Annotated in this window: 30 protein-coding genes and 1 tRNA gene; 11 read left to right on the top strand and 20 right to left on the bottom strand. The window is 23.2% G+C overall.

What is annotated here, in order from left to right; translation table 11 throughout:
- Window positions 1-27 precede the first annotated feature (27 nt).
- The 3 genes from rpsT (at window position 28) to CKSOR_RS01345 (ending at window position 1,166) form a co-directional block, all read left to right on the top strand.
- Window positions 28-291, top strand: a complete 264-nt coding sequence (rpsT, locus tag CKSOR_RS01355) for a 30S ribosomal protein S20 (RefSeq protein WP_108673806.1) — start codon at window positions 28-30, stop codon at window positions 289-291.
- Window positions 292-302: 11 nt separating this feature from the next.
- A complete protein-coding gene (gene xth / locus CKSOR_RS01350) occupies window positions 303-1,082 on the top strand; it encodes an exodeoxyribonuclease III (protein WP_108673805.1) in 780 nt (259 codons plus the stop codon).
- Between the two features lie 8 nt (window positions 1,083-1,090).
- A tRNA-Ala gene (locus tag CKSOR_RS01345) sits at window positions 1,091-1,166 on the top strand.
- 20 nt (window positions 1,167-1,186) lie between these two features.
- Here the strand turns inward: CKSOR_RS01345 and CKSOR_RS01340 are convergent.
- Complete coding sequence (locus tag CKSOR_RS01340; RefSeq protein WP_108674215.1) at window positions 1,187-2,683, bottom strand: AMP nucleosidase; 1,497 nt, start codon at window positions 2,681-2,683, stop codon at window positions 1,187-1,189.
- Between the two features lie 295 nt (window positions 2,684-2,978).
- On the opposite strand from CKSOR_RS01340, the gene gmk reads away from it, so the two are divergent.
- The 3 genes from gmk to pyrF are packed head-to-tail and all read left to right on the top strand — an operon-like array spanning window position 2,979 to window position 4,760.
- Window positions 2,979-3,608: a guanylate kinase gene (gene gmk, locus CKSOR_RS01335; RefSeq protein ID WP_108673804.1), complete on the top strand. Its 630-nt coding sequence runs from the start codon at window positions 2,979-2,981 to the stop codon at window positions 3,606-3,608.
- A gap of 59 nt (window positions 3,609-3,667) precedes the next feature.
- Window positions 3,668-3,874 carry a DNA-directed RNA polymerase subunit omega gene (gene rpoZ / locus CKSOR_RS01330; RefSeq protein WP_108673803.1) on the top strand — a complete coding sequence of 69 codons (207 nt, stop codon included), beginning with the start codon at window positions 3,668-3,670 and terminating at the stop codon, window positions 3,872-3,874.
- Window positions 3,875-3,911: 37 nt separating this feature from the next.
- Window positions 3,912-4,760 (top strand): orotidine-5'-phosphate decarboxylase, encoded by an 849-nt coding sequence (pyrF, locus tag CKSOR_RS01325; protein ID WP_108674214.1) that lies wholly within the window; start codon window positions 3,912-3,914, stop codon window positions 4,758-4,760.
- Here pyrF and CKSOR_RS01320 read toward each other — a convergent pair.
- The 6 genes from CKSOR_RS01320 to ftsY are packed head-to-tail and all read right to left on the bottom strand — an operon-like array spanning window position 4,750 to window position 9,363.
- Window positions 4,750-5,214 (bottom strand): phosphatidylglycerophosphatase A family protein, encoded by a 465-nt coding sequence (locus tag CKSOR_RS01320; RefSeq protein ID WP_108673802.1) that lies wholly within the window; start codon window positions 5,212-5,214, stop codon window positions 4,750-4,752. The genes pyrF and CKSOR_RS01320 overlap by 11 nt on opposite strands.
- 18 nt (window positions 5,215-5,232) lie before the next feature.
- The gene (gene thiL / locus CKSOR_RS01315) at window positions 5,233-6,192 is read right to left on the bottom strand and encodes a thiamine-phosphate kinase (RefSeq protein ID WP_108673801.1); all 960 of its coding nucleotides are present in this window, start codon (window positions 6,190-6,192) and stop codon (window positions 5,233-5,235) included.
- A 37-nt stretch (window positions 6,193-6,229) separates the two neighbouring features.
- Window positions 6,230-6,691, bottom strand: coding sequence for a transcription antitermination factor NusB (gene nusB / locus CKSOR_RS01310; protein WP_234411229.1), 462 nt, complete (start codon window positions 6,689-6,691; stop codon window positions 6,230-6,232).
- A gap of 13 nt (window positions 6,692-6,704) precedes the next feature.
- Entirely contained in the window at window positions 6,705-7,133 is a 429-nt protein-coding gene (gene ribH / locus CKSOR_RS01305) for a 6,7-dimethyl-8-ribityllumazine synthase (protein ID WP_108673800.1), read from the bottom strand.
- An 11-nt stretch (window positions 7,134-7,144) separates the two neighbouring features.
- The gene (ribB, locus tag CKSOR_RS01300; RefSeq protein ID WP_108673799.1) at window positions 7,145-8,251 is read right to left on the bottom strand and encodes a 3,4-dihydroxy-2-butanone-4-phosphate synthase; all 1,107 of its coding nucleotides are present in this window, start codon (window positions 8,249-8,251) and stop codon (window positions 7,145-7,147) included.
- Between the two features lie 47 nt (window positions 8,252-8,298).
- Window positions 8,299-9,363 (bottom strand): signal recognition particle-docking protein FtsY, encoded by a 1,065-nt coding sequence (ftsY, locus tag CKSOR_RS01295; protein ID WP_108673798.1) that lies wholly within the window; start codon window positions 9,361-9,363, stop codon window positions 8,299-8,301.
- Between ftsY and CKSOR_RS01290 the strand changes: the two genes are divergently transcribed.
- On the top strand, window positions 9,347-9,925 hold the full coding sequence (locus CKSOR_RS01290) for an RsmD family RNA methyltransferase (protein WP_161539534.1): 579 nt from the start codon (window positions 9,347-9,349) through the stop codon (window positions 9,923-9,925). The two genes, ftsY and CKSOR_RS01290, sit on opposite strands and share 17 nt — an antisense overlap.
- Here CKSOR_RS01290 and CKSOR_RS01285 read toward each other — a convergent pair.
- Window positions 9,922-11,856 carry a SurA N-terminal domain-containing protein gene (locus tag CKSOR_RS01285; protein ID WP_108673796.1) on the bottom strand — a complete coding sequence of 645 codons (1,935 nt, stop codon included), beginning with the start codon at window positions 11,854-11,856 and terminating at the stop codon, window positions 9,922-9,924. The two genes, CKSOR_RS01290 and CKSOR_RS01285, sit on opposite strands and share 4 nt — an antisense overlap.
- Before the next feature lie 150 nt (window positions 11,857-12,006).
- Here CKSOR_RS01285 and CKSOR_RS01280 point away from each other — a divergent pair, with 150 nt between their 5' ends.
- Complete coding sequence (locus CKSOR_RS01280) at window positions 12,007-12,870, top strand: 23S rRNA (adenine(2030)-N(6))-methyltransferase RlmJ (RefSeq protein ID WP_161539533.1); 864 nt, start codon at window positions 12,007-12,009, stop codon at window positions 12,868-12,870.
- A 3-nt stretch (window positions 12,871-12,873) separates the two neighbouring features.
- Here the strand turns inward: CKSOR_RS01280 and CKSOR_RS01275 are convergent, their stop codons facing one another.
- From CKSOR_RS01275 to tsaD, 3 genes are all read right to left on the bottom strand, one after another.
- Window positions 12,874-13,668, bottom strand: coding sequence for a peptidoglycan DD-metalloendopeptidase family protein (locus CKSOR_RS01275; protein WP_108673794.1), 795 nt, complete (start codon window positions 13,666-13,668; stop codon window positions 12,874-12,876).
- Window positions 13,669-13,737: 69 nt separating this feature from the next.
- Window positions 13,738-14,481, bottom strand: coding sequence for a 5'/3'-nucleotidase SurE (gene surE / locus CKSOR_RS01270; RefSeq protein WP_108673793.1), 744 nt, complete (start codon window positions 14,479-14,481; stop codon window positions 13,738-13,740).
- 390 nt (window positions 14,482-14,871) lie between these two features.
- A complete protein-coding gene (gene tsaD, locus CKSOR_RS01265; RefSeq protein WP_108673792.1) occupies window positions 14,872-15,909 on the bottom strand; it encodes a tRNA (adenosine(37)-N6)-threonylcarbamoyltransferase complex transferase subunit TsaD in 1,038 nt (345 codons plus the stop codon).
- Between the two features lie 110 nt (window positions 15,910-16,019).
- On the opposite strand from tsaD, the gene trxA reads away from it, so the two are divergent.
- Window positions 16,020-16,352 (top strand): thioredoxin, encoded by a 333-nt coding sequence (trxA, locus tag CKSOR_RS01260; RefSeq protein WP_108673791.1) that lies wholly within the window; start codon window positions 16,020-16,022, stop codon window positions 16,350-16,352.
- A gap of 1 nt (window position 16,353) precedes the next feature.
- Here trxA and CKSOR_RS01255 read toward each other — a convergent pair whose 3' ends face one another.
- The 4 genes from CKSOR_RS01255 to queE are packed head-to-tail and all read right to left on the bottom strand — an operon-like array spanning window position 16,354 to window position 18,513.
- The gene (locus CKSOR_RS01255; protein WP_108673790.1) at window positions 16,354-16,911 is read right to left on the bottom strand and encodes an IMPACT family protein; all 558 of its coding nucleotides are present in this window, start codon (window positions 16,909-16,911) and stop codon (window positions 16,354-16,356) included.
- Between the two features lie 5 nt (window positions 16,912-16,916).
- Window positions 16,917-17,390, bottom strand: coding sequence for a tRNA adenosine(34) deaminase TadA (gene tadA / locus CKSOR_RS01250; RefSeq protein ID WP_108673789.1), 474 nt, complete (start codon window positions 17,388-17,390; stop codon window positions 16,917-16,919).
- Window positions 17,391-17,434: 44 nt separating this feature from the next.
- Window positions 17,435-17,878 carry a 6-carboxytetrahydropterin synthase QueD gene (gene queD / locus CKSOR_RS01245; protein WP_108673788.1) on the bottom strand — a complete coding sequence of 148 codons (444 nt, stop codon included), beginning with the start codon at window positions 17,876-17,878 and terminating at the stop codon, window positions 17,435-17,437.
- The gene (gene queE / locus CKSOR_RS01240; RefSeq protein ID WP_108673787.1) at window positions 17,875-18,513 is read right to left on the bottom strand and encodes a 7-carboxy-7-deazaguanine synthase; all 639 of its coding nucleotides are present in this window, start codon (window positions 18,511-18,513) and stop codon (window positions 17,875-17,877) included. The genes queD and queE overlap by 4 nt, the downstream gene beginning before the upstream one ends.
- Before the next feature lie 150 nt (window positions 18,514-18,663).
- Here queE and prfB point away from each other — a divergent pair.
- Both prfB and lysS read left to right on the top strand, forming a co-directional pair.
- A protein-coding gene (prfB, locus tag CKSOR_RS01235; protein ID WP_199919612.1) for a peptide chain release factor 2 occupies window positions 18,664-19,768 on the top strand; the annotation gives its coding sequence in 2 pieces (ribosomal slippage) (window positions 18,664-18,744 and window positions 18,746-19,768; 1,104 coding nt in all).
- Between the two features lie 36 nt (window positions 19,769-19,804).
- Window positions 19,805-21,316 carry a lysine--tRNA ligase gene (gene lysS / locus CKSOR_RS01230; RefSeq protein ID WP_108673785.1) on the top strand — a complete coding sequence of 504 codons (1,512 nt, stop codon included), beginning with the start codon at window positions 19,805-19,807 and terminating at the stop codon, window positions 21,314-21,316.
- Between the two features lie 14 nt (window positions 21,317-21,330).
- Here lysS and iscX read toward each other — a convergent pair whose 3' ends face one another.
- From iscX to CKSOR_RS01205, 5 genes are read right to left on the bottom strand one after another with little or no spacing between them, the layout of a single operon-like run.
- Window positions 21,331-21,543, bottom strand: coding sequence for a Fe-S cluster assembly protein IscX (gene iscX, locus CKSOR_RS01225; protein WP_108673784.1), 213 nt, complete (start codon window positions 21,541-21,543; stop codon window positions 21,331-21,333).
- Window positions 21,530-21,865: an ISC system 2Fe-2S type ferredoxin gene (gene fdx, locus CKSOR_RS01220; RefSeq protein ID WP_108673783.1), complete on the bottom strand. Its 336-nt coding sequence runs from the start codon at window positions 21,863-21,865 to the stop codon at window positions 21,530-21,532. The genes iscX and fdx overlap by 14 nt, the downstream gene beginning before the upstream one ends.
- A gap of 17 nt (window positions 21,866-21,882) precedes the next feature.
- Window positions 21,883-23,703, bottom strand: coding sequence for a Fe-S protein assembly chaperone HscA (gene hscA, locus CKSOR_RS01215; RefSeq protein WP_108673782.1), 1,821 nt, complete (start codon window positions 23,701-23,703; stop codon window positions 21,883-21,885).
- A gap of 30 nt (window positions 23,704-23,733) precedes the next feature.
- Window positions 23,734-24,225, bottom strand: a complete 492-nt coding sequence (gene hscB, locus CKSOR_RS01210) for a Fe-S protein assembly co-chaperone HscB (RefSeq protein WP_108673781.1) — start codon at window positions 24,223-24,225, stop codon at window positions 23,734-23,736.
- A gap of 1 nt (window position 24,226) precedes the next feature.
- Window positions 24,227-24,550: a HesB/IscA family protein gene (locus CKSOR_RS01205; RefSeq protein ID WP_108673780.1), complete on the bottom strand. Its 324-nt coding sequence runs from the start codon at window positions 24,548-24,550 to the stop codon at window positions 24,227-24,229.
- Between the last annotated feature and the right edge of the window lie 6 nt (window positions 24,551-24,556).

Here is a 24,556-nt window from a genome sequence, read left to right as displayed (position 1 = left end):
ATGTAAAATTTTCTTAAAGATAAAAAAATGGCTAACACTATTCAAGCTCGTAAACGTTCTAGACAATCTGATCATCGCAATAAACATAATTCTAGCCTACGTTCGATGTTACGTACTGCTATTAAGAGAGTACGTCAATTTATTGATTCTGGAAATAAAGATAATGCTACTGAATCTTTCAAAAAGGCTAATAAAACTATTGATATAGTTGCTGATAAGGGTATTATTCATAAAAATAAAGCTGCTAGACACAAAAGCAGGTTGTCACATGCAATTAAAAATATGAAATAAATACTTAAAATATGATTATTGCTACATGGAATGTTAATTCATTAAATGTTAGATTAAATCAGGTATGTGATTTTTTATTAAAACAAAATATAGATATTCTTTGTTTACAGGAAATAAAATTACAAAATAATAATTTCCCAATAAAAGATATAAATAATATAGGATATCGTGCATATTGGAATGGACAAAAAAAATATAATGGAGTAGCAATTCTAAGTCGATATCCTTGTTTTAATATAATTGATAAATTAAATAATTCTATTGATGAAGAAAAACGCTTTTTAGCATTAGATGTATTCATTAATTTAAAAAAATTGAGAATCATTAATATATATTGTCCTAATGGGCAAAATATTAAATCTCAGAAATTTGAATATAAAGTTGCATGGTTTAAAACATTAATTAATCATTTGCACTATGAATTAAAATTTAATAAAAATTTAATTTTAGCTGGAGATTATAATATTGCTCCTAATCAAACAGATATCTATGATTTTAAGTTATTAAAAAATAAAATTTTATGTTCCGATAAAGAAATAAAAATATTTAAAAATATTCTCGACATTGGATTAAATGATACATATGAATTATTTGCTCCATTAGATAAAAATTTTACGTGGTGGGATTATAGATTTAATTCATTTAAACGTAACTTAGGAGCTAGAATTGATCATATATTAATTTCAGATAATATTAAAAAATTTTGTAACAGTTATATTATTGACAATAATATAAGAAATAATCATAGACCATCAGATCATGCACCAGTAATAATTAAATTAGCTATATAATAATATAGGGGGTGATAGCTCAAAAGGTAGAGTTTCGTGTTCGCAATGCGAAGGTTGGGAGTTCAATTCTCCCTCACTCCACCAAATAATATTAATATTTGATATTATTTAAAAGCAGTTTCCATAAAAGTACGTAATTTTCTAGAATGTAATTTTTCTGGAGGCATATTTCTGAGTAATTCCAAAGTTTTTATTCCTATTTCAAGATGCTTATTAACTTGTTGAACATAAAATTTACTTGCCATACCAGGTAATTTTAATTCTCCATGGAGAGGTTTATCTGATACACATAGTAAAGTACCATATGGAACTCTTAATCTAAAGCCATTTGCTGCTATAGTTGCTGATTCCATATCTAATGCAATAGCTCTAGATTGAGAAAATCTTTCTACTAATTCATGATTATCTCTTAACTCCCAATTCCTATTATCAATAGTAGCTACTGTACCAGTTCTCATAATTTTTTTTAACTCCCATCCTGATAAACCTGATACTTCTTCAACAGCTTTTTCTAATGCAACTTGTATTTCTGCTAATGCTGGTATTGGTACCCAAGTAGGTAAATCAGAATCTAATACATGATCATCTCTTACATAAGCATGAGCGAGCACATAATCTCCTAATTTTTGAGAATCTCTTAATCCTGCACAATGACCTAACATTAACCAAGCATGAGGACGCAAAACTGCAATATGATCAGTAATTGTTTTTGCATTAGAAGGTCCAACACCAATGTTTATCAATGTAATTCCTGAATGATTTTTCCTAATTAAGTGATAGGCTGGCATTTGTGGTATTTTTTTAGCATTATTTTTAATATTATCAATATTTTTATTATCTTTAGTAGTAATAATATTATTAGGTTCAATTAATGCTTCATATTCACTATTACCAGATAGTATCAATTTTTTAGCTATAGTACAAAACTCATCTACATAAAATTGATAATTAGTAAAAAGTATATAATTTTGAAAAAAATCAGGTGATGTAGCAGTATAATGTTGTAAACGATGTAATGAATAATCAGTACGAATTGCTGTGAAAGGTGCTAATGGCTTAAAGTCATTATGCGTACTTTTTTTCCAAGTCCCATTAACTATATTATCATCCGTAACTGATAAATCAGGAACATCAAAAACATCTCTTAAAGGTCTTTTTATAGAATCAATTTTATAACCTTCCACATGAGACCCATAAGGTAATGCAAAATGTAAAGGCATAGGCAAGTCTGATTCACCTATAAATACAGGTACTTTATGATTTTGTATTAACAAATTTATTTGATCCAAAAGATATTCTTTAAAAAGCTTCGGTTGAGTAATAGTAGTTTGATAAATTCCTGGTCCTGCTACACTACCATAAGAAAATCTTGAGTCTAGAATATCATGAGTACGCACAAATATTCTTATAGCTGGATAATAAGCTCTTACTCTTGATGTAGTAAAATTTTTTTTATTTAAAATGTCATTAAAAGTATTTTGTAAAAATTTAGTATTTTTATCATATATTTCTATTAATAATTTTATTGCATGTTCAGCATTTTGACAGCCTTGAAATGATATAGCAGGTGGACTATAAAATGTTGAATTGTGAGTTTCCATATCAATTTTAGTATTATGCATAATAAATTACCTTACATTTAATTATCAATATTATGAAAAAAGTTTCATTATTGTATATTGAATTTTGAATGGAATAAAATAATAATAATATTCATATTAAATTACTATAAAAAATATATTTAATATAATTGATAAAAAGTAATGTAAAATTTATATTAATAATTATTATCAAATTATATTATATATGAAATTAATAATATTGATAAAACAATATAATTTTGATGTAACAATATCATTAACGTTAAATAACTAAGGTAATTATACAAAATATATAATGAATATAGAAAATAATAGTATATTTATACTTGTTGCCCCTAGTGGAGCTGGCAAATCTAGTTTAGCTAAAGCTTTAATTAAAAAATATAATTCTATTTTTTTATCTATTTCTGTTACAACTAGAAATAAAAGACTAAATGAAATAGATGGCGTAGATTATCAGTATGTTTCACTAGAAACTTTTGAAAATATGAAAAAAAATAAAATGCTATTAGAATGGGAAAATGTCCATGGTAATATGTATGGAACTCCATTGCAACCTATTATATCAGCATTAAATAATTGTCAAGATGTTTTGTTAGAAATAGATTACAAAGGTGCGAAAAAAATTAAAAAAATTTTTCCTAATTTAATAACTATTTTTATTTTACCTCCATCATTATATGAATTGAAAAGACGTTTACAAAATAGAGCCCAAGATGATAATGATACAATTAAAAAAAGATTACAAAATGCTTCAAAAGAAATAAAATATACTCGAGAATGTGAATATGTTATTATAAATGACATATTTAATGATGCATTAACAGATATTGAACAAATTATTAGAACGGAAAAATTAAAATTCAGAGTGCAATCAAAAAAATATTTTAATTTATTTAAAGAACTCGGTATATTTGATATTTAAATAATAGATTTGTTTTAATATTAAATTTAATTAATTTAATCACTACAAAATATAAAAATATGGATTCTGTTACAATAGAAAGTTGTTTAAAAAATATAAATAATCGTTTTATACTAACATTAGTAGCCGCTCATAGAGCTAGAGAATTAGTACAAGGTCATGCTCCTAAAATGGAAACAAAAAATAAATATGCTATTACTGCACTTAAAGAAATTAGTAATAAATTAACTGGATTAGAAATGCTTGATAAGTTATTTTCTAAATAATTTCAAATTTTATTTAATAATAAATAATTATAGATATATGGATTTTTATAATAAATTAACAATATCCTGGAAAAAAAATAATTCACTATTAGTAGTGGGGCTAGATCCAGAACCTAGTAAATTTCCTAAAGAATTAATTGAAAAAAAAGAATCTATTTTTGAATTTTGTAAATGCATAGTTGATGCTACAAACAATTATGTTTGTGGATTTAAAATACAAATAGCTTATTTTTCTGCATATAAAGCTGAAAATCAATTAGAAAAATTATGTAATTATATAAAATTAAATTATCCTGAATTAATAACAATATTAGATGCTAAGAGAGGCGATATAGGGCATACATCAGAAAAATATGCTCAAGAAATATTTGAACGATATGAAGTTGATTCTGTTACTGTAAATCCATATATGGGATTAGATGCTATTTTACCTTTCTTAAATAGAAAAAATAAAGGAGTGATAATTTTATGTAAAACCTCAAATAAAAGTAGCAAAGATTTTCAAGAATTAATATTAAATAATGGGAATAGTCTATATTTACATATTGCAGATACAATTGCAAAAAAATGGAATTATAATAAACAATGTGCTTTAGTAGTAGGGGCTACATTTCCAAATGATATAAAAAAGGTTCGTGATATAGTTGGAGAAGATATGCCATTATTAATACCTGGTATTGGAGCTCAAGGAGGTAATTTAGAATCTACTATTAATGCTGGAATCAATAAATTAGGATCAGGAATTTTAATCAATTCATCTAGAAATATATTATATCCTTATATTGATAATATAAATATCAATTGGATGCAATATTCTGCAGATCAAGCTAAAGTACTAAATAATAAAATCAATAGTATTATTAATGATTCTTTTATTAAAAAATAATATTTATTATAAATATTGTAAATATTGCTGCAAATAAATCATCTAACATTATTCCAAATCCATTTTTAATAAATTTATCAACTATGTTGATTGGAAAAGGTTTAATAATATCAATTATTCTAAATAATAAAAAAGATATTAACTTTATATAAAAAATATCTTTTACTAATAATAACACTAACCAAAAAGATATAATTTCATCTATCACAATACTTGGATGATCACTTAATTTTAATTCATTATTTAATTGATCGCATATATAGCAACCATAAAAAAAACCTACAATAATTATTGTGATTATAAAACTTGAAGATAAAAAATCTGATAACAAATACCAAATTAACCAAGAAAATAATGTTGCAGTAGTTCCTGGAGCTATAAATAACCCACTTCCTAAACCAAATGCTAAAGCTCTATTTGGTTTTTTAAATATCCATTTAAAATTTATAATCATTTTAATATTATTTGATTCTTACTTAAAATGATCAAATCCATTAATATCATAATTTTTTTCAATACCATTAATTTTTAAAGTAGTATTAGAAGTAATATTGCCAATGACACTTAATTTAATATTTAACTGTTTTGCAATATCAACTATTGTATCATGTTTATGTAATGGAGCTGTAAAGCATAGCTCATATAAATCTCCACCATTTAATACAGCATATTTTTTTATATTTTCTGGTAATTTGATAACTTTATTAGAAATTGGGATAGCTTTATAATTAATATTAGCACCAACCTTACTAGCTTCTAAAATATGATTTAAATCTTGTATCAAACCATCAGATATATCTATAGCAGCATTTGCATGATCTATTAGTTCTTTACCTAACGTTATTCTAGGTATAGGCATTTCTAAAGATATTTTGATATTTTCTAAAATATTATCAATATTATGAATTTGACCAGACAAAATACGATATGCAATATCAGGTTCTCCAAAAACTCCAGAAACCCATATTTCATCTCCTATTTTTGCATTATCTCTTTTCATTGATTTGGTATTAGGTATATTTCCAAAAATAGTTACATTGATTATTATGCTTTTATTACTTTTTGTAGTATCGCCACCAATCAAAGGGCAATCATATTTTTCAGAAATATCATAAAAACCTTTTGAAAATTTAAATAACCATTCTTTATTAAATGTTGGTATACCAATACTTAATAAACAACCTATAGGATGCGCACCAACAGCTGCTAAATCAGATAAATTAACAGCTAAAGATTTATATCCTATATTATATGGATTGGTATTTGAAAAAAAATGACGCTTTTCTATTAACATATCAGTACTGATAGCTATTTTTTGATTTTCTTGTGCAGAAAATATAGCACAATCATCTCCAACACCTAATATTTCTTTATTAAATTTATTCCTAAAATATTTACTAAAATATTTTTTAATTATATGAAATTCAGACATAAATTATTTTTTATTAATTTTATTATACTTTTTTATTCTAAATTTTTATCATTTCGTCATTACGAAATTTATTTGCTAGTTTATCTAAAACACCATTAATAAATTTGAAACCATCAGAACCACCATATATTTTAGATAATTCTATAGATTCATTAATTACAACTTTGTATGGAATATCTTTTTTCATAATTAATTCAAAACTTCCGATTAATAATATAGCATGTTCTATAGGAGACATTTCTTGTAAAGATCTATCTATATACTCTAAAAAACTATTACGTAAAAAATTTGCATCTTTTTTGATACCTTCTAATAAAGTTTTGTACCATACAACATCGATATTATATGAATTTAATTCATTGAAATTATCATCATTTATATTGGTATTATCATTGACATTTATTAACCATGTATATAGATTTTGTAAAGCTAATTCTCTTGCACGACTTCTAGCTGATTTACGACTAAGATTATCATTATATTTTTTTTTCATATTCATAATATTTTAATTTTTAATATAATGATTTTATAAGATTAAACATTTCTACAGCAACTTTAGCACAATCAATACCTTTTTCTTTAGCTCTCAACAGAGCTTGTTGCTCATTATCTACTGTTAATACTCCATTTGCTATTGGAATACCAGTATTTAAAGATAGTGTAGAAATAGCACTTGCCATTTCATTACTTACTATATCAAAATGATATGTATCACCTCTTATTACTGCTCCTAATGCTATAATAGAATTAAATTTTTGTGACTGTATAATGTGGTAAATAGCAACTCCTAATTCTAAAGCTCCAGGCACATAAAATATTGATATATCATTTTTATTTAAACCAAAATTATATAATTCACTTAAACATGATTCTAGCTCTATTTTGCCAATATTTTCATTAAATTTAGACAACACTATTGCTATTCTTATTTTTTTATTCATAGATTACCTGATTAATAATTTTCTAAACTGTAAAACTCATTAATAGATTTATCTAATTTAACATTACTGATATTTAAATCATTTAATATTAAAGAAGTAATACTATTTAAAAACAAACTATTAAACTTAATATCATAAATATTTTTATAGAGATTAATTTTATTAAAATCTAAAAAATCAAAAATATATTCATAATTATATATTCTATATTCATTAAAAATATATTTAATAAAATTTACACTAGAATTCATAAAAATAGTAATTTTATTAAAGTTATCTATATTTTTAATAGCCTTAAAAAAATTATTTTTTTCATATTCTAAAGTTTTATTTATACAATCGCTATATATATTTAAATATATATTATCTCTATTATTAAAATTAATATTTTGTAAAAAAATAGTATTAATAGCTATATTAATACTATCATAATAAAATACAAACGTACCTATTTTAGTATTTATAAAATTTTTATTTATCTTTTTAAAAATTGATTCGGTTTTTAAACGATATTTTATTAAATCTTTGATTGTAGCTATTTTTATATTATGCTGAGTCGAAAATTCAGATATGTAAGGAAATTTAGCCATAGTACCATTGGGATGTAATATTTCACATATGACTGCAGATGGAGTTAATCCAGCTATAGATGTGAGATCACAACCTGCTTCTGTATGACCTGATCTTTCTAATACTCCTCCATTAAGTGCTTTAATAGGAAATATATGTCCTGGTTTTACTAAATCTGTAGGTCTAGCTGTTTTATTGATTGCTGTTTTTATAGTAACAGATCTATCATAAGCAGAAATACCTGTAGTAACCCCATGAGCAGCTTCTATAGATTGAGTAAAATTAGTACCATATCTAGCTGAATTAATCTCAACCATAGGTGTTAAATTTAATTTCTTACAAAATTCTTCATTTAATGTTAAGCAGACTAATCCCCTACCATACGTTATCATGAAGTTAATAATATCAGGAGAAACAAATTCAGAAGATATTAATAAATCACCTTCATTTTCACGTTTTTCATCATCCATTAAAATAATCATTTTTCCTTTACGGATCTCTTCTATTATTTCATGAATTGGTGTTATGTTATTATTAATATATGACATGTTTTACTCTTAAATATTTAATAATTTATATAAACAATTGAATTATTTTATATACCTAATAATCCATTTACAAAATCAGATGCAGAAAATTTGTATATATCGTTATTTTTTTCACCTACACCAATATAATAAATAGGAATAGGTTTAATATTGTTTATTCCTAAAGATAATGGAACAACAATTCCACCTTTAGATGTACCATCTAACTTAGTTAAAATCATACCATCTATTCCAATAATGGAATTGAATGAATTTATTTGAGATAAATTATTTTGTCCTATGTTACCATCTATTACAAGAATAGTTTCTTGTACAATTTTATCTGATGATTTTAATATAACACGTTTTATTTTTTTTAATTCATCCATCAAATTACCTTGATTATGTAATCTACCAGCAGTATCTATCATAGCTATATCATAAGAGTTATTAATTCCAAAATTTATTGCATCGAAAGCTACTGATGATGGATCTAATTTTTCACTAATAAAAGTTTTTATACCATTATTCATACCTAATTTTATTAATTGATCAGTAGCTGCTGCACGAAATGTATCTCCAGCAACTAATAATATTTTTTTTCTTTTTTGTTGCTTATGAATTTTATATGCTAATTTACTAATGGATGTTGTTTTACCTGACCCATTTATACCGACAAATAATAAAACTAATAATTTTTTATTATCATATAAAATATCTTTTTCTAAATTAATAAGGTATTTTAATAAAATATCATATAAAATTTTTTTAATTTGAATCATATCTGTTACATTATTAGATTTAATAATTTTAGATAACTCATCCAAAACTTTTTCAGTCGCATCAATACCCATATCTGATGTAATGAAAATAGTTTCGAGTTCGTCTAAAATTAAATCAAAATTTTTATGATTGATAAATAATCTATTAATAGTATTACCAATAATTGATAAACTTTTTTTTATAAAATTACTAGTAGGTATGAATTTATTATCTATAGATTGAAAATTTCTTTTTTCTTCATCTAATATAATATAATTTTTACATATATCTTGAATATTTTTTTTATCACTAATCAAATCTTTTTCATTAATAAGCGTTTTAGGAGTATTTTTCTTGAAAAAATTAAACATAAAAAATTTTGTTAAAATAATAAGTGGAAAATATAAACATACTAAACTTAAAGTAGCTAATATACCTGATTTAAGACCTACACCAAATAAAATTAGAGAAACTTTATTTAATTGGCTTAAAAATATATGGAATGCAGATTTTGATAAAAAGCATATAATAGATTTATTTGCTGGAAGTGGAGCTATAGGTTTTGAAGCTGCTTCACTAGGAGTAAAGCATATATATATGATAGAAAATCATATACAAGCAATTTTAAATATGCAAACCACAAAAAACAAAATAAATGCAAATACAATTAATATCTATCATGCTGATTCTACAAAATTTATTTATACAATTGATATTAAAATATTTGACTTAATCATTTTAGATCCTCCATTTAACAGTAATTATTTACAACAACTTTTACCATATATATCAAGCAATATCTCGAAAGAATCTTTGATATATATAGAGTCTAATAATAAAATAGAGAGCGATATTTTTTTATTAGACCCAATAAAACAATCAAAATTTGGTAATGTAAATTTTGGTTTATTTAGAACACGTCAGATAAATTAAAATGTTTGTAGTTCTAGTAAATTTTTTGTTGAATCTAAAATTTTTACTTTATATTGATCACATAATTCATGAAATATTGAATAAGCTTCACAATCACCATAAGAATTTGAAAGAAATGTATTAAATTCCTGTGTTAAAGCAAAATCATTTATATCTTCGACTTTTTCTATATAAATTAAAAAAAATCCATTATCATAAGGTAAACCAAAATATCCAGGTATTTCATTTAATGGTATTTTCATAACATAATCAATTAGTTTATCAGATAAATTATAACAATTACTATTTCTAGAAATTTCTATAATTTCAGAAAATTTTAGATTTTCTAATCTTCTATCACCATTTTTTAATAATTTTAACTCATTTTGGCCATATGATATAGCATTTTTTATTGAAATTTCATTATCTAATATAGATTGAATATTAAATTTAGCTTCTTCTAATGTAGGTAGATAAGAAAGATTATGTTTTATTACTTTGCATGCAATAAAGTTTTGATTTGATAATTTTATAATATCAGAATTTGATTTATTTTTTAAAAATTCAGGTTTAAATAGTTCTGAAATAATTTTGCTATTATTAAAAATCGAATGATTATCAACAGTCACATTTTTTTTAATATTTAATTTTTCGTATTTTAAATTCAAATTTTTTGCAATTTCTTTTAAATCAATATTCTTGGATATTTTTTGACTAAGCATATTATATTTTTCATAAAAAATTAAATTTGCTTTTTCTAATCTTAATTTCTGCTGTATCTTATCTTTTACAAGGTCAAAAGATAAAACATTAGCATTTTCTATGTTTTTAATTTCAAAAATATAAAAATCATTTTGGAAATCAATAATATTTGAAATCTCATTATGTTTCATTTTGAAAATATCATTTTTAATATTTATATTAAATTTATTAATAAATTCTTCCTCAGTTAAATAATTATCTAAAAATAAATCAATTTTGTTTATACCTTTTATTAACATTAAATCTTTTTTTAAATTATCAATACTATATGTTTTAGTATTAATATTTGCTTTTATATCAATAAAATTTTTTAAAATATTACTCTTTTCTAATTGAGAAATATTGTGATTTAAGAATATTTTAATATAATTAAATTTACGTTTTTCTGGAGTAATAAAATTAATTTTATTTTTTTTATAAAAAGATAATAATTCATCATTATTGATTACTAAATTTTTAATTATTGAATCAAAGTTTAATTCAATATATTCTAAATCAATGTTTTCAGGTAATATAAGTTTACTATTATATTTATAATACCAATCTTTAATTTCTTCATCAGTAAATGAATTTTTATCATTAAACATTTTAGATTGATAATCAATTATTTTTATAAATCTTTTTTGAAAAAAAGATTTAGCGTATAAATTTGCTAATGATTCTGGAAAATGAGAAGAAATTGTAATATTATTTAGTATTTGCTCAGCACTTAATTTATTTCTATAAAAATTTTCAAAAACATATGGATCAATGCCTCTTGTAGATAAAAAATTTGCATAATGATCAAAAGAAAAATTATTGTTCCCTTGACCCCAATCAATAGCTTTAATAGCATTACGAACAAAATCTTCAGAAACTTTAAAATTATTATCAGTAGCTACAATATGTAATAATTTCTCTCTAATCATATCATGCAAAACTTTAATACGCATATTAATAGTATCTAATTTTTTATAATCAAATTGATCACCTATTTCACTTTCTATTTTTTTGATAACTTTAATATATGTATTTCTAAAATCATCCAAAGAAATTGCATGCTTACCTATTACAACTAAATCTTGCTTAGTATATTTATCATATTTGTTTTCAGAAAAAGTATAAAAACTAGCTAAAATAAATGAAGGAATAATAAAAATTAATAATATTAATAAAAACCATTTTTTATAGTTACGCATGAATTCAAACATAGAATTTCCAAAATTTTTATTAAAATATATATATGTTTTAATAAATAATATTAGATAGTTAACAGAACCGTAATATTATTTATTAAAACATAAAAAAATATTATAATACATATTAACATTTTAAATACACAATATTATGGAGTATATTTTTTGCATAGCTATAGACATGAATTTCATTTTGGTAATCATGCTGATGTTTTAAAACACTCAATTCTCATAAACATTTTAGAATATTTACAGGATAAAAAAAAACCCTTTGATTTTATAGATACTCATTCTGGTGCAGGATTATACTGTATAAATAGTAATTGGAGTCAAAAAAATTGTGAATATAAAAATGGTATTGAAAAAATTTGGAACAGTAAAGAAAAATTACCTCAAATTATAAAAAATTACATAGATGTAATCAAAAAATTTAACTCTGTAAAATTAGAGAAATATCCAGGATCTCCTTTTATAGTTATGTCATTAATGAAATATGCAAAATTTTTAAATTTATTTGAAAATCATCCATCTGAAATTCATTTATTAAAAAATAATGTAAACTTATATCTTAATAAATTTAATAACATTAAAAAAAATATATGTATTAATTATGAAGATAGTTTTCAAAAATTATCTAAATTATTACCAATGAAATCACGTCGTGGATTAATTTTTATTGATCCGTCATACGAAAATAAATTAGATTATAAAAAAATTATATTAATATTAAAAAGTTCTTTACAAAAATTTCCAAATGGTATTTTTATGATTTGGTACCCCAAAATACAAAATTTATTTGCTATAAATTTATCTAGAAAATTGGAAAATATATTTGTCAATCATAAATGGTTACATACTAATTTATCTATACATAAACCATATAATATAGGAATGTATGGTAGTGGAGTTTTTATAATAAATCCTCCATGGACTTTATACAAAAATTTGCAAGAATCGTTACCTTTCTTAGTAAAAAATTTAGGTCAAGATAAATTTTCTAATTATAGTTTGAAAACTAATATCAAATAAAATTTACTTAATTGGTAAATAATTGATAGGATTAACTGGTGTACCGTTTGATCTAATTTCAAAATGTAATTTTGGTGTATTCATATTATCGCATAAGCCCATTTCAGCAATTTTTTCTCCCTTTTTAACATTTTGTGATTTTTCTACACAAATATTATCAATATGAGCATAAGCAGTAATAAAATTATTTTTATGACTTAATATTATTAAATTTCCTAATCCTTTTACTCCATTACCACAATAAACAACTTTTCCATCAGCAGCAGAAATTATAGGAGATCCAATATTTGCTGTTATATCTATACCTTTTTGATTAATACTAAAATTATTAATTATTTTACCTGAAGATGGCCATGCCCAATTTTCATTATTTTTTAAGTTAGAATGAATATTAGAATTACTGATTATTGGTTTAGAATTACTGATTATTGGTTTAGAATTATTGAATTTTTTAGTAGTAATTTTTTTATCATGGAAAATTAGAATTTGACCTACATTAAGATAATTAGAATTGTTTATATTGTTAATTTTTTTTAATTTTTCAATACTAATTTTATTATCTTGAGCAATTTTATATAATGTATCTCCTTCTTTTACTACATATATATAATCATAATTTGCTACAGCTGGTTTCATTTTAGACTGCGAAATATCATAAATTAAAGCTGAATTAGATATTTTAGAATGTACACATCCTTGCAATAAAATACAAATAAAAATAATATTTTTAGCAAAAAAGATTAATTTTATATATTTTTTAGATATAAGAAAAAATTTCTTTTGCAAAAACACATACATATATATCTCCCAAAAGTTTTTCTAAAAAGTATAGTGCTATACGAATAATAATTTTTTATAAAATCAAAATCATTTATGTATCCAATAATTAATATTGACAACTTGATCATGTTTAGTAAAATCTTGAATTAAAGGTGTAATAGAAACAGAATTGTTTGATATAGCATGAAAATCTGTTCCTATTGAAATATCATCTGGTAATCCTGATTTACCAATCCAATATACTTCTTCTCCATATGGAGTTTTGATTTTTAAAGGTGGCTCTGCTTTAAATCTTTTGCCAAGACGAGTAGATAATATAGATGTAATATTTTTATATGCACAATTAGGTATATTAATATTTAATAAATATGGTTCTAATATTTTATATTTCATTTGTTTTTCTACTATCTCACGCACTATTATTGCAGCAGAATCAATATGTTTCCATCCTTTTTCTACTAATGAGAATGCCATTGATGAAATATTAAATATATTTGCTTCTCTTGCTGCTGCAACAGTACCTGAATAAATAACATCCTCTCCCATATTAGCTCCATTATTAATACCAGATAATACCAAATCAGGTTTATAATCTAATAAATGTGTTAGAGCTATGTGTATACAATCAGCTGGAGTGCCATTGACAATAAAATAATTATCATGCAACTTTCTCACACACAAAGGTCTATTTAAAGTTAAAGCGCTAGAAGTGCCACTATGATTAGTTTCAGGAGCTACAACAACTACTTCACATAATCCTTCTAAAGCCTTTATTAAAGCATTGATACCTGGTGAAAAATAACCATCGTCGTTTGATATTAAAATTTTCATTAAAAACCTAAAAATATTATAATTATTAAATTAATAAAATTTTTTATTGATATGAAAAATTACATTTTTTCAATTATTTACACAAATATTATATTCAAAAAAATTTTAAAAACCTTAAATTTATGCAATATCAATTTTTAAAAATTAATAATATTTAAATATGTTTATAAAAAATTTTAATTTTATTAATATATTTTCTATGTTTTTAATTTTTAAAATATAATGACATAAATAAATATAATTTTTGATATTAATAAATTTTTTTAATATATCTATTAAATTTTCTAATATGCATAACTTATGTCTATATATTAATGTTATTTTATATATACAAAAGAATTATTGCAATATATTATATTATTGATGATAATATGACTACATAATGCGTAGTTAATAATTAATATCTTCTATATTAAATTTAGTATTAATTGATAAGTCGTAATTTTTTTGTAAACTAATATCTAACATATTATGTTTTAATCTCAAAGCTGCAGCAAAAGCTATCATAGCACCGTTATCTGTACATAATTCTGTAGGTGGAAAAAATACATTGCCTCCTATTTTAATAACTTCTTTAGATAATTTACTACGCAATAATTGATTTACAGATACACCGCCAGATACTAATAAGTTACTAATTTTTGTTAATTTTAAAGATTTTAAAGATTTGAATATAAGAATATCAATTATAGTTTCCTGTATAGATGCTGATAGATCTGATATAACTTGTAAATTCCATTCTTTTTTTAACTTTAAAGAATTTATTTTTAGTGATACTGCTGTTTTTAAACCGCTAAAGCTAAAATCTAAATTATTACTTTTTAATAATGGCTTAGGTAATATATATTTTTTGCTATCACCAAATTTTGCTAATTTTGCAATTTCAGGACCTCCAGGATATGATAAACCCATTAATTTAGCTGTTTTATCAAAAGCTTCACCTGCTGCATCATCTAAAGTATCGCCTAATATTACATATTCACCTATTTTTTTTGCTAATATTAATTGAGTATTTCCTCCAGATACTAATAAAGAAATAAATGGAAATTTTATACTACAATCTAACAATGGAGATAATATATGACCTTCTAAATGATTAATTTTTATTATAGGTATATCTAAAGCCCATGCAATAGAATTAGCTATTGTAGATCCTACCATTAGTGCACCAGATAAACCTGGTCCTACAGTATATGCTATTAAATCAATATCTGTTATTTTTATATTTGCAATTTTAAGAGATTCTTTTATAGTTGGTATAATATTAATCATGTGATCTCTAGAAGCAAGTTCAGGTACTACACCTCCATATTTACTATGTAAATTAACTTGACTATTTATAACATTAGCTATCACAATATTTTTTTCTGTGCAAAATACAGATATACCAGTTTCATCACAAGAACTTTCAATTCCTAGAATTATCATTTTAAATTTATCAAAAATAATATTATTATAACAAACGAATTTATATTTATTTAAATACAATATATAATTGTTAAAATATATTAATAATTATATAGGATAAATAAAATATTATGGAAAATATAAAAAATTTGGATAAGCAATCATTTGACGAAGTTATCAAAAATAACAATATTGTAATAATAGATTTTTGGGCTCCTTGGTGTAATCCTTGCAAAAATTTTTCGCATATATTTGCACAGGCAAGTATTGAAGAAAAAAATTCAGATATAACATTCTGCAAAGTTAATACAGATACGGAAGTAGAATTATCTATTGAAATGCAAATAAAATCTATCCCAACCATTATAATATTTGTTAATGGAAAAAACATTATATCACGATCTGGTGTATTATCACCATCTCAATTAGATGATTTATTAATAGAATCTAGGAAATATATTTAAATTATTTTTTATATAGACTTTTTTCAAAATTTCTAAAATCATATATTTTAGTTTTTTCAATTTGAATAGTAATATATACCATATTATATTCAAAAATTTTTGATAATATTTTGATATTATTATTTTGAAGCCAGTTTGAAAAATATTTAAAAAAAGAGATATTTAATTTTATATTTAATATCTCATTTATTTCAATTTCTGATTTTTTGCCATTTTTTAAACATTCTGATGTACATGTGAAATAAGCTTTACTTAATTTAGTACCAAGTTTAATCCCACCAAACCAACGAGAGATTAAAATACATATGAAATCAAATTCATGTGCTAAAATTGCATTAAGTATTTGTTTACCTGCTGTTCCGTAAGGTTCATTATCATCAAAAAATTTAATTTTTTCTCCAATACGATATGCCCAACAATTATGTGTAGCTTTATGATTTTTTTTATTTTTTAAAAAAAATATAGCTTGTTCAATATCATGAACATGCTTTGCATGAGTTATAAAAATACTATTTTTTATACATTTTTTATATTCTATTTCAGAATCTATTATATACATAATAATTATTTTATATATTTCTTATTTTTTCTTAATGATTTGAAGAAGTTAATCAAAATTTCACTACATTTACATGATAGAATCCCTCCTTTACTAGTAGCATGATGATTTAATTTTTTTAAAGATATTGCATTTATAACACTACCACAAGCTCCAGTTTTATAATCATATGCACCAAAAAATATAGATTCAATTCTAGAATGAAACAATGCTCCTATACACATTAAACATGGTTCTAAAGTCACATATATATTTAAATTATTCAAACGATAATTAGATATTTGTTTTGCTGCATTTCTAATTGCTACTACCTCTGCATGCGCTGTTGGATCATTATCTATAATAGTCCTATTATATCCTTTTGATATAATCATACCATTAGAGTCAGTAATTATAGCACCGACAGGAATTTCTCCTAATTGCTCTGCAATCTCTGCTTGTTGTAATGCAAATAACATTAAATAGTTATCATCTACCATATTATATTATATTAAATTAAAAATATTTTATTTGCATAACCAGTTTATTTTGAATATTCAGACCAACATGTTGGGGTTTCATATAAAGTTATGCTTTTTAAAAATAAAATATTAGAAAAATGTTTTTCATATAATGGTTCTAATATTTTATATATTTCTTTAGCTAAATTTTCTACAGTTGGTACATTTGATAAAATTACTGTTTTATGGTTAGGTATTGATTTTAAAAAATCTAGTACTAATTGATCTTTTTCATATACTAAAAAAGCATGGTCCCATATATCTAATATATATTTCTGTGCAATATTTTTTATATTAGAAAAATCTATTAACATACCATAATCTGATTCACCAAAATTATCATTTAAAAATCCACTAATAGTTATCTGTAAAATATACCTATGTCCATGTAAATTATTGCACTTACCTTTATGATGAGGAATACGATGTCCTGCATCAAATTCTAATTTTTTAGTGACATTAATCATTGTATACCTATTAATTTATGGGTTTGCAAACTTAATTTCCATTTAGCATTATTCATACAAAAATTTACGGTTAATTCTATATTATTATCAATTTCATTGTTATACATTGGTTGCAAAAAAAAATGTTTAAATTTCAAATTTTCAAATAAACTAGGATGCAAATGATTTTGTGGATAAATTAATTTAATTTCATCTCCACTAGTAACAACTAATTTATCATAAGATTTTGGACTAACACATATCCAATCAATAGATAAATCTATATTAATTGTTCCATTAGTTTCTATAGCTATTTGAAATCCTAAATTTTTTACTGCATTTACTAATGCATGATCTAACTGTAAAAGTGGTTCTCCACCAGTAAAAACTACATATTTATGTATGGATTTATAATCAGATCCCCATTCTTTATTTATTATTTCTGCTAATATTTCAGCATTTTTAAATTTTCCTCCATTTTTTCCATTGGTACCAATAAAATCAGTGTCACAAAAATTACAAATTGCATTTTTTCTATCTTTTTCTCTACCTGACCATAAATTACAACCTGAAAAGCGGCAAAAAACAGCAGTTTTACCAGTTTGAGCTCCTTCACCTTGTAATGTTTTAAAAATTTCTTTCACTGAGTAAGTCATATATAATATTTATAATTAAAAAAGTGATAAATGATTGTATAAATTCTTTTATATAAAAATAAATAATTTTATACTTTAATTTTCATATTATTTTACATAATACTATTTATTTAATAAAAATAATTTATTTAAAAAAATAAGGTTATATCAATGGATAATGAAATACAAAATAATATTATAGAAATGATATATGAATATCAAAAAAGAGAAGCTCTTCTCAGGAGGTATCTTTGACTATGATCAAAAAAAAAATAATCTTAATATAATTAATTTAGAATTAGAAAACCCTGAGATATGGAATAATGTAGAAAAAATTCAAAACCTTTTAAAAGATAAAAAAAATTTAGAAAAAATTGTAAATAAGTTAGATTTTTTAAAAAATAATTTTGAGGATTATAAAGATATTTTTTTATTAGCTCAAAATGATAAAGATTATAATACTATGAATTTAGTTAAAGAGGAAATCAATAAATTTAAGTCTGATATAGAAGAATTAGAATTTAATATGATGTTCACTAATTCTTATGATTCATTAAATTGTTTTATAGATATTCAATCTGGTGCTGGTGGTACTGAATCTCAAGACTGGGCAGCTATGCTTATGAGACAATATATTAGATATGCTGAAAGAAAAAATTTTCAAATAGAAATTTTAGAACAATCTAATGGAGAAATTATTGGAATTAAATCTGCAACATTAAAAATAATGGGAGATTATGCATTTGGCTATCTAAGAACAGAATCTGGAATACATAGACTTGTTAGAAAAAGTCCTTTTGATTCTTCAGGTAATAGACATACATCTTTTGCAAGTATATTTGTTTACCCTGAAATAAATGATTCTATTAATATTAATATTAATATTAGTGATTTAAAAATAGATACTTATCGTGCTAGTGGAGCTGGTGGACAACATATTAATAAAACAGATTCTGCTGTTAGAATAACTCATATACCAACTAACATAGTAGTACAATGTCAAGGAGATCGTTCTCAACATAGAAATAAACAAGAAGCTATGCAAATGCTTAAATCTAAGTTATATGATTTAGAATTAAAAAATCGCAATTTAGAACAAAAAAAGTTAGAAGATTCTAAATCTGAAGTAGCTTGGGGACATCAAATAAGATCTTATGTTTTAGATCAAAGTCGTATAAAAGATTTACGTACTAATATAGAAATATCTGATACACAAAAAGTTCTAGATGGAGATTTAGATATTTTTATTATGGCTAATCTAAAACATAATATATAAATTTTTGTAAAACATAATTCCATTATTTTAAATATTATGAATAATAATCAAACAATTGAAAATATGCACAGATTAATTTCTGAAAGATATGAGAAATTAAAAAAACATAAAAAAACTGAAAATGCTTACCCTAATAATTTTTTTCCAAGCCATAATACAAAAGAATTACATGAAAATTTTAATAATTCTACAAGAGAAGAATTATTAATGAATAATATATTCGTCAAAATATCTGGCAGAATTATGTTAAAACGCATAATGGGTAAAGCTAGCTTTATAAATATTCAAGACGAATCTGGACGTATTCAAATATATATTGAAAAAAACATACTTGGACAAAATGAATATGATAATTTTAAACAACTTGATATTGGAGATATAGTTTATATAACAGGTTATATTTTTAAAACCCATAAAGATGAATTATCTATTAAAGCAGAATTAATAGTTTTGCTTGCAAAATCTTTAAGACCATTACCTGATAAATTTCATGGAATATCTGATAAAGAATTACGCTATAGACAAAGATATTTAGATTTAATTATGCATGAACAAGTTAAAAATATTTTTTTTATTAGAAGTAAAACTATATCTTTGATTAGACAAATTATGACTAGGGAAAAATTTTTAGAAGTAGAAACTCCTATGTTACATATAATTCCTGGTGGAGCAAATGCTAAACCTTTTATAACTCATCATAATGCATTGAATACAGATATGTTTTTACGTATAGCACCAGAGTTATACCTTAAAAAGTTAATAGTAGGTGGTTTTGAAAGAGTATTTGAATTAAATAGAAATTTTAGAAATGAAGGTATTAGTACTAGACATAATCCAGAATTTACAATGATAGAATTTTATGCTGCTTATACAGACTATAATTGGATGATGACATTTACTGAAAATTTAATAAAAGAATTAATGATAACAATCATGGGTTCTTTAAAGATAAAATATCAAGATATTTTATTGGATTTTTCTAAATCTTTCGATAAATTAACTATTTGTGAAGCAATTATTAAATATTCTAATCAATATGATTTTGATAAAATTAATGATATTTCATTTTTGAAAAAAGAAATAAAAAGATTAGATGCAAAATACCAATCAATTTCATTAGAAGAAATGGATATATATTCTTTACAATTAATTTTATTTGAAAATCAAATAGAAGAAAAAATTTATTTTCCAACATTCATCATAGATTATCCACTTGAAATTTCTCCCTTAGCTAAAGCTTCAAAAAACAAACCAAATATAGCAGAAAGATTTGAATTATTTATTGCTGGAAGAGAGTTAGCAAATGGTTTTTCTGAATTAAATGATCCTGAAGAACAATCTTTAAGATTTAAACAGCAAATAGCATCTAAAAGTTTAGCTGATGATGAAAAAATGTTTTACGATGATTCTTATATAAAAGCATTAGAATATGGTATGCCTCCTACAGGAGGATGTGGAATAGGAATAGATAGACTTATTATGTTAATGACAAATAGCCCAAATATAAGAGATGTAATATTTTTTCCACATTTAAGACCAGAAATTTAAAAATTCTTAAAAATTTAAGAAATTTCATCAATCCAAGTCATTTGGATTGATTCTAGTATTTTTTCATTGCAACGGTTTTTATCGCCTTTAAAATTTGGTAAATTCACTATTAATTCACGTAATTTAACAAAACTAATTGTTTTAGGATTTTCATTACTATGTAATTGTATTAATAAATCTACAATTTGATATATATCAATCCAATTAATTTCACTATTCTTTTGCATGATTTATACTATATTTAGGTATTTCTAATATTAAATCTACATTTGGCATTTTAATTTGACAAGCTAATCTGGAAATAGGAGATAAACCCCAAGCTCGATCTAATAAATCTTCTTCATCTTCTTCCATATCTAATAATTCATTATACCCCTCTCTAACTAAAATATGACAAGTTGTACAAGCACAAGACATTTCACATGCATGTTCTATATTTATATGATTTTCAAGTAATATTTTACATATAGAACTACCTACAGGAACATTATCTATTACTTTTCCTGAAGGACATATTTCAATATGTGGTAATACAGTAATTTTAGGCATATTAGTCCTTATAGTTTTTAATCAATATTGTTATTATTTAAATTTTTAATTGAATTATGAAAATTAGAAACAAAAATGTTTTTAGCTAAATTAGATAATTTTTTTGTAATATCCTGAATTATTTCTAAAGAGGAAGAATTTTCTAAAATATCTTTTGCAAAAATAATATATTTATCGATTTCTTGTTTTTGTGTTAAATCATTTTCTAATAATACTTTATCTGAAAGCGAAAATATCAATTTATTGAGATTATTTTTAGCCTCAACAATAGATTTTTTTTGCAAATCCATTTCTTTATTTTCAATACTATCTTTTAATATATTAGATATATCTTTTTTAGATAATCCATATGATGGTTTTACAGAAATATGACATTCTTTTTTTGTAAATTTTTCTATAGCTATAACATCAAGTATACCATCAGCATCTATTTGAAATTTTACTGTAATACGCGGAATACCTGCAGGCATAGGTGGAATATCTAGCTTAAATTTAGCTAAAGATCTACAATTTTCTACAAGCTCTCTTTCACCTTGTACAATATGAATTTCTATTGAGGTTTGCCCATCACGAAATGTAGTAAATTCTTGAGATCTAAAAGTAGGAATCTTACTATTTCTAGGTATAATTTGTTCTACTAAACCTCCAAAAACTTCAATACCTAAAGTTAATGGAGAAACATCTAATAATAACCATTTTTGATCATTATTATTCCCTGATAACAAATCTGCTTGTAATGCTGCACCTAATGCTACTACTTTATCTGGATCAATATCAATAAGTGGAGATTTACTAAAAAAAGATTTAACATTATTATAAATAATTGGCATACGTGTTGCTCCACCAACCATTACTATATCTTTTATATCTTTTATGGTTAAATTAGATTCCTGTAATGCAATTTTAAGATAATTTATAGTGCTTTTAATCAAATTTTGGCTAATATTTTCTAGCCATTCATTATCTATTATTTTATCAATATGTATATTATTGATATTAAATTGAAATTTAAAACAATCTTTTTTTGATAATGTTTCTCTAGCTATTTTTGCTAACATCAACATTTCATGTTTAGAAGTAATTGATATTTCTTTAATAGAATATTCTTGAAGAATATTATTAACTATATTCATATCAAAGTCATTACCACCTAAAGATGTATTTCCTTTTGTAGCAATCACTTCAAATATACCTTTACTTAAACGCAAAATAGATAAGTCAAAAGTACCACCACCTAAATCATATATAGCATATAAACCTTCATAATTTTTTTCTATGCCATATGCTATTGCTGCAGCAGTTGGTTCATTTAAAAGTCTCAAAACATTTATACCAGCTATATTAGCTGCATCACGAGTAGCTTGACGTTGAGAGTCATCAAAATATGCAGGAACTGTAATGACAGCACCAAATATATTTGAACCTAACGTTTTTTTTGCAATATTTTTTAATGTTGATAATATTTCAGATGAAATCTGTATAGGATTAAATACACCATAATCTGTATGTATTTCTAATAGATTATTTTTATTTGTTAATTTACAATGATAATTGTTTAATTCAGATAAGTCTTTGCCTATTAATCTTTTAACAGAAGATATAGTATTTAATGGATCTTTATATTGATTTAATAATGCAAGTTCACCTATTACCATATCTCCACTAGAATTAAAAGATACAATAGATGGCATCATATATTTACCATTAGATATTTCTAATATTTCTGGTTTACCATTTTTTATATAAGCTACTAAAGAATTAGTAGTTCCTAAATCTATACCAATAGTTTTGCGTTTATTATTTTTACTATCAGATTCTGATATTTGTATTAATGACATTATTTTAATTTTTAATAGAATTATTTTCTATTAGTTTAACCTATGAATAATTTTATGAAGTAATTTATCAATAAAAATAAATTCTGATAATTTAGAACCTGCTAAATAGTAATTTTTATCACTATCTAAAATATTTCCTAACTCTAATAATCTTATATCATATATTTTTTTTAAATTATTATATAAATTTTGTATGATTACATTATCATTACTACTTAATTGTTCCATCCAGACCATTTGTTGTTCTAAAAAATCTTTTGATAATGATATTGATTCTACATTAACGTTATTTTCATTACATATATAAGTTGCTCTTTTGATTGGATTTAATAATTCAAAATATGCTTGATTAATATATGCAGAATATTCTAATGATAATTTTTGTTCAATATCTGATAAATTAGCAAAGCTATCAGGATGTATATTTTTTATCATAGACATCCAACGATTCTTTAAATTCACTAAGTCAATATTGAATTTTTTTTCTAATCCAAATAAACTGAAATAATTGATATTTAACATATTAAAACATAAAAGATTCACCACAGCCACAAGATGCTTTTTCGTTAGGATTATTAAATTTTAACCCCTCACTAAATCCTTCTTTTACATAATCTAGTTCAGCACCATTGAAGTATGACAAATCATTTGCATCAATAAAAATTTTTATACCTAAAGATTCAAAAATGAAATCATTATAATTGGGTGAACTAACACTTTCAATAATATAAGAGAAACCTGAACAACCAGTTTTTTTAACACCAACACGTATACCAATATTATTCTGCTTTTTATATAAAAAATTTTTTATATGTTGTGCAGCTTTTTCAGTAATAGTAATCGACATCATTTA

The organism is Candidatus Kinetoplastibacterium sorsogonicusi (assembly GCF_003072465.1).
GTDB lineage: Bacteria > Pseudomonadota > Gammaproteobacteria > Burkholderiales > Burkholderiaceae_B > Kinetoplastidibacterium > Kinetoplastidibacterium kentomonadis.
This window is presented reverse-complemented; position numbering and strand designations above follow the sequence as displayed.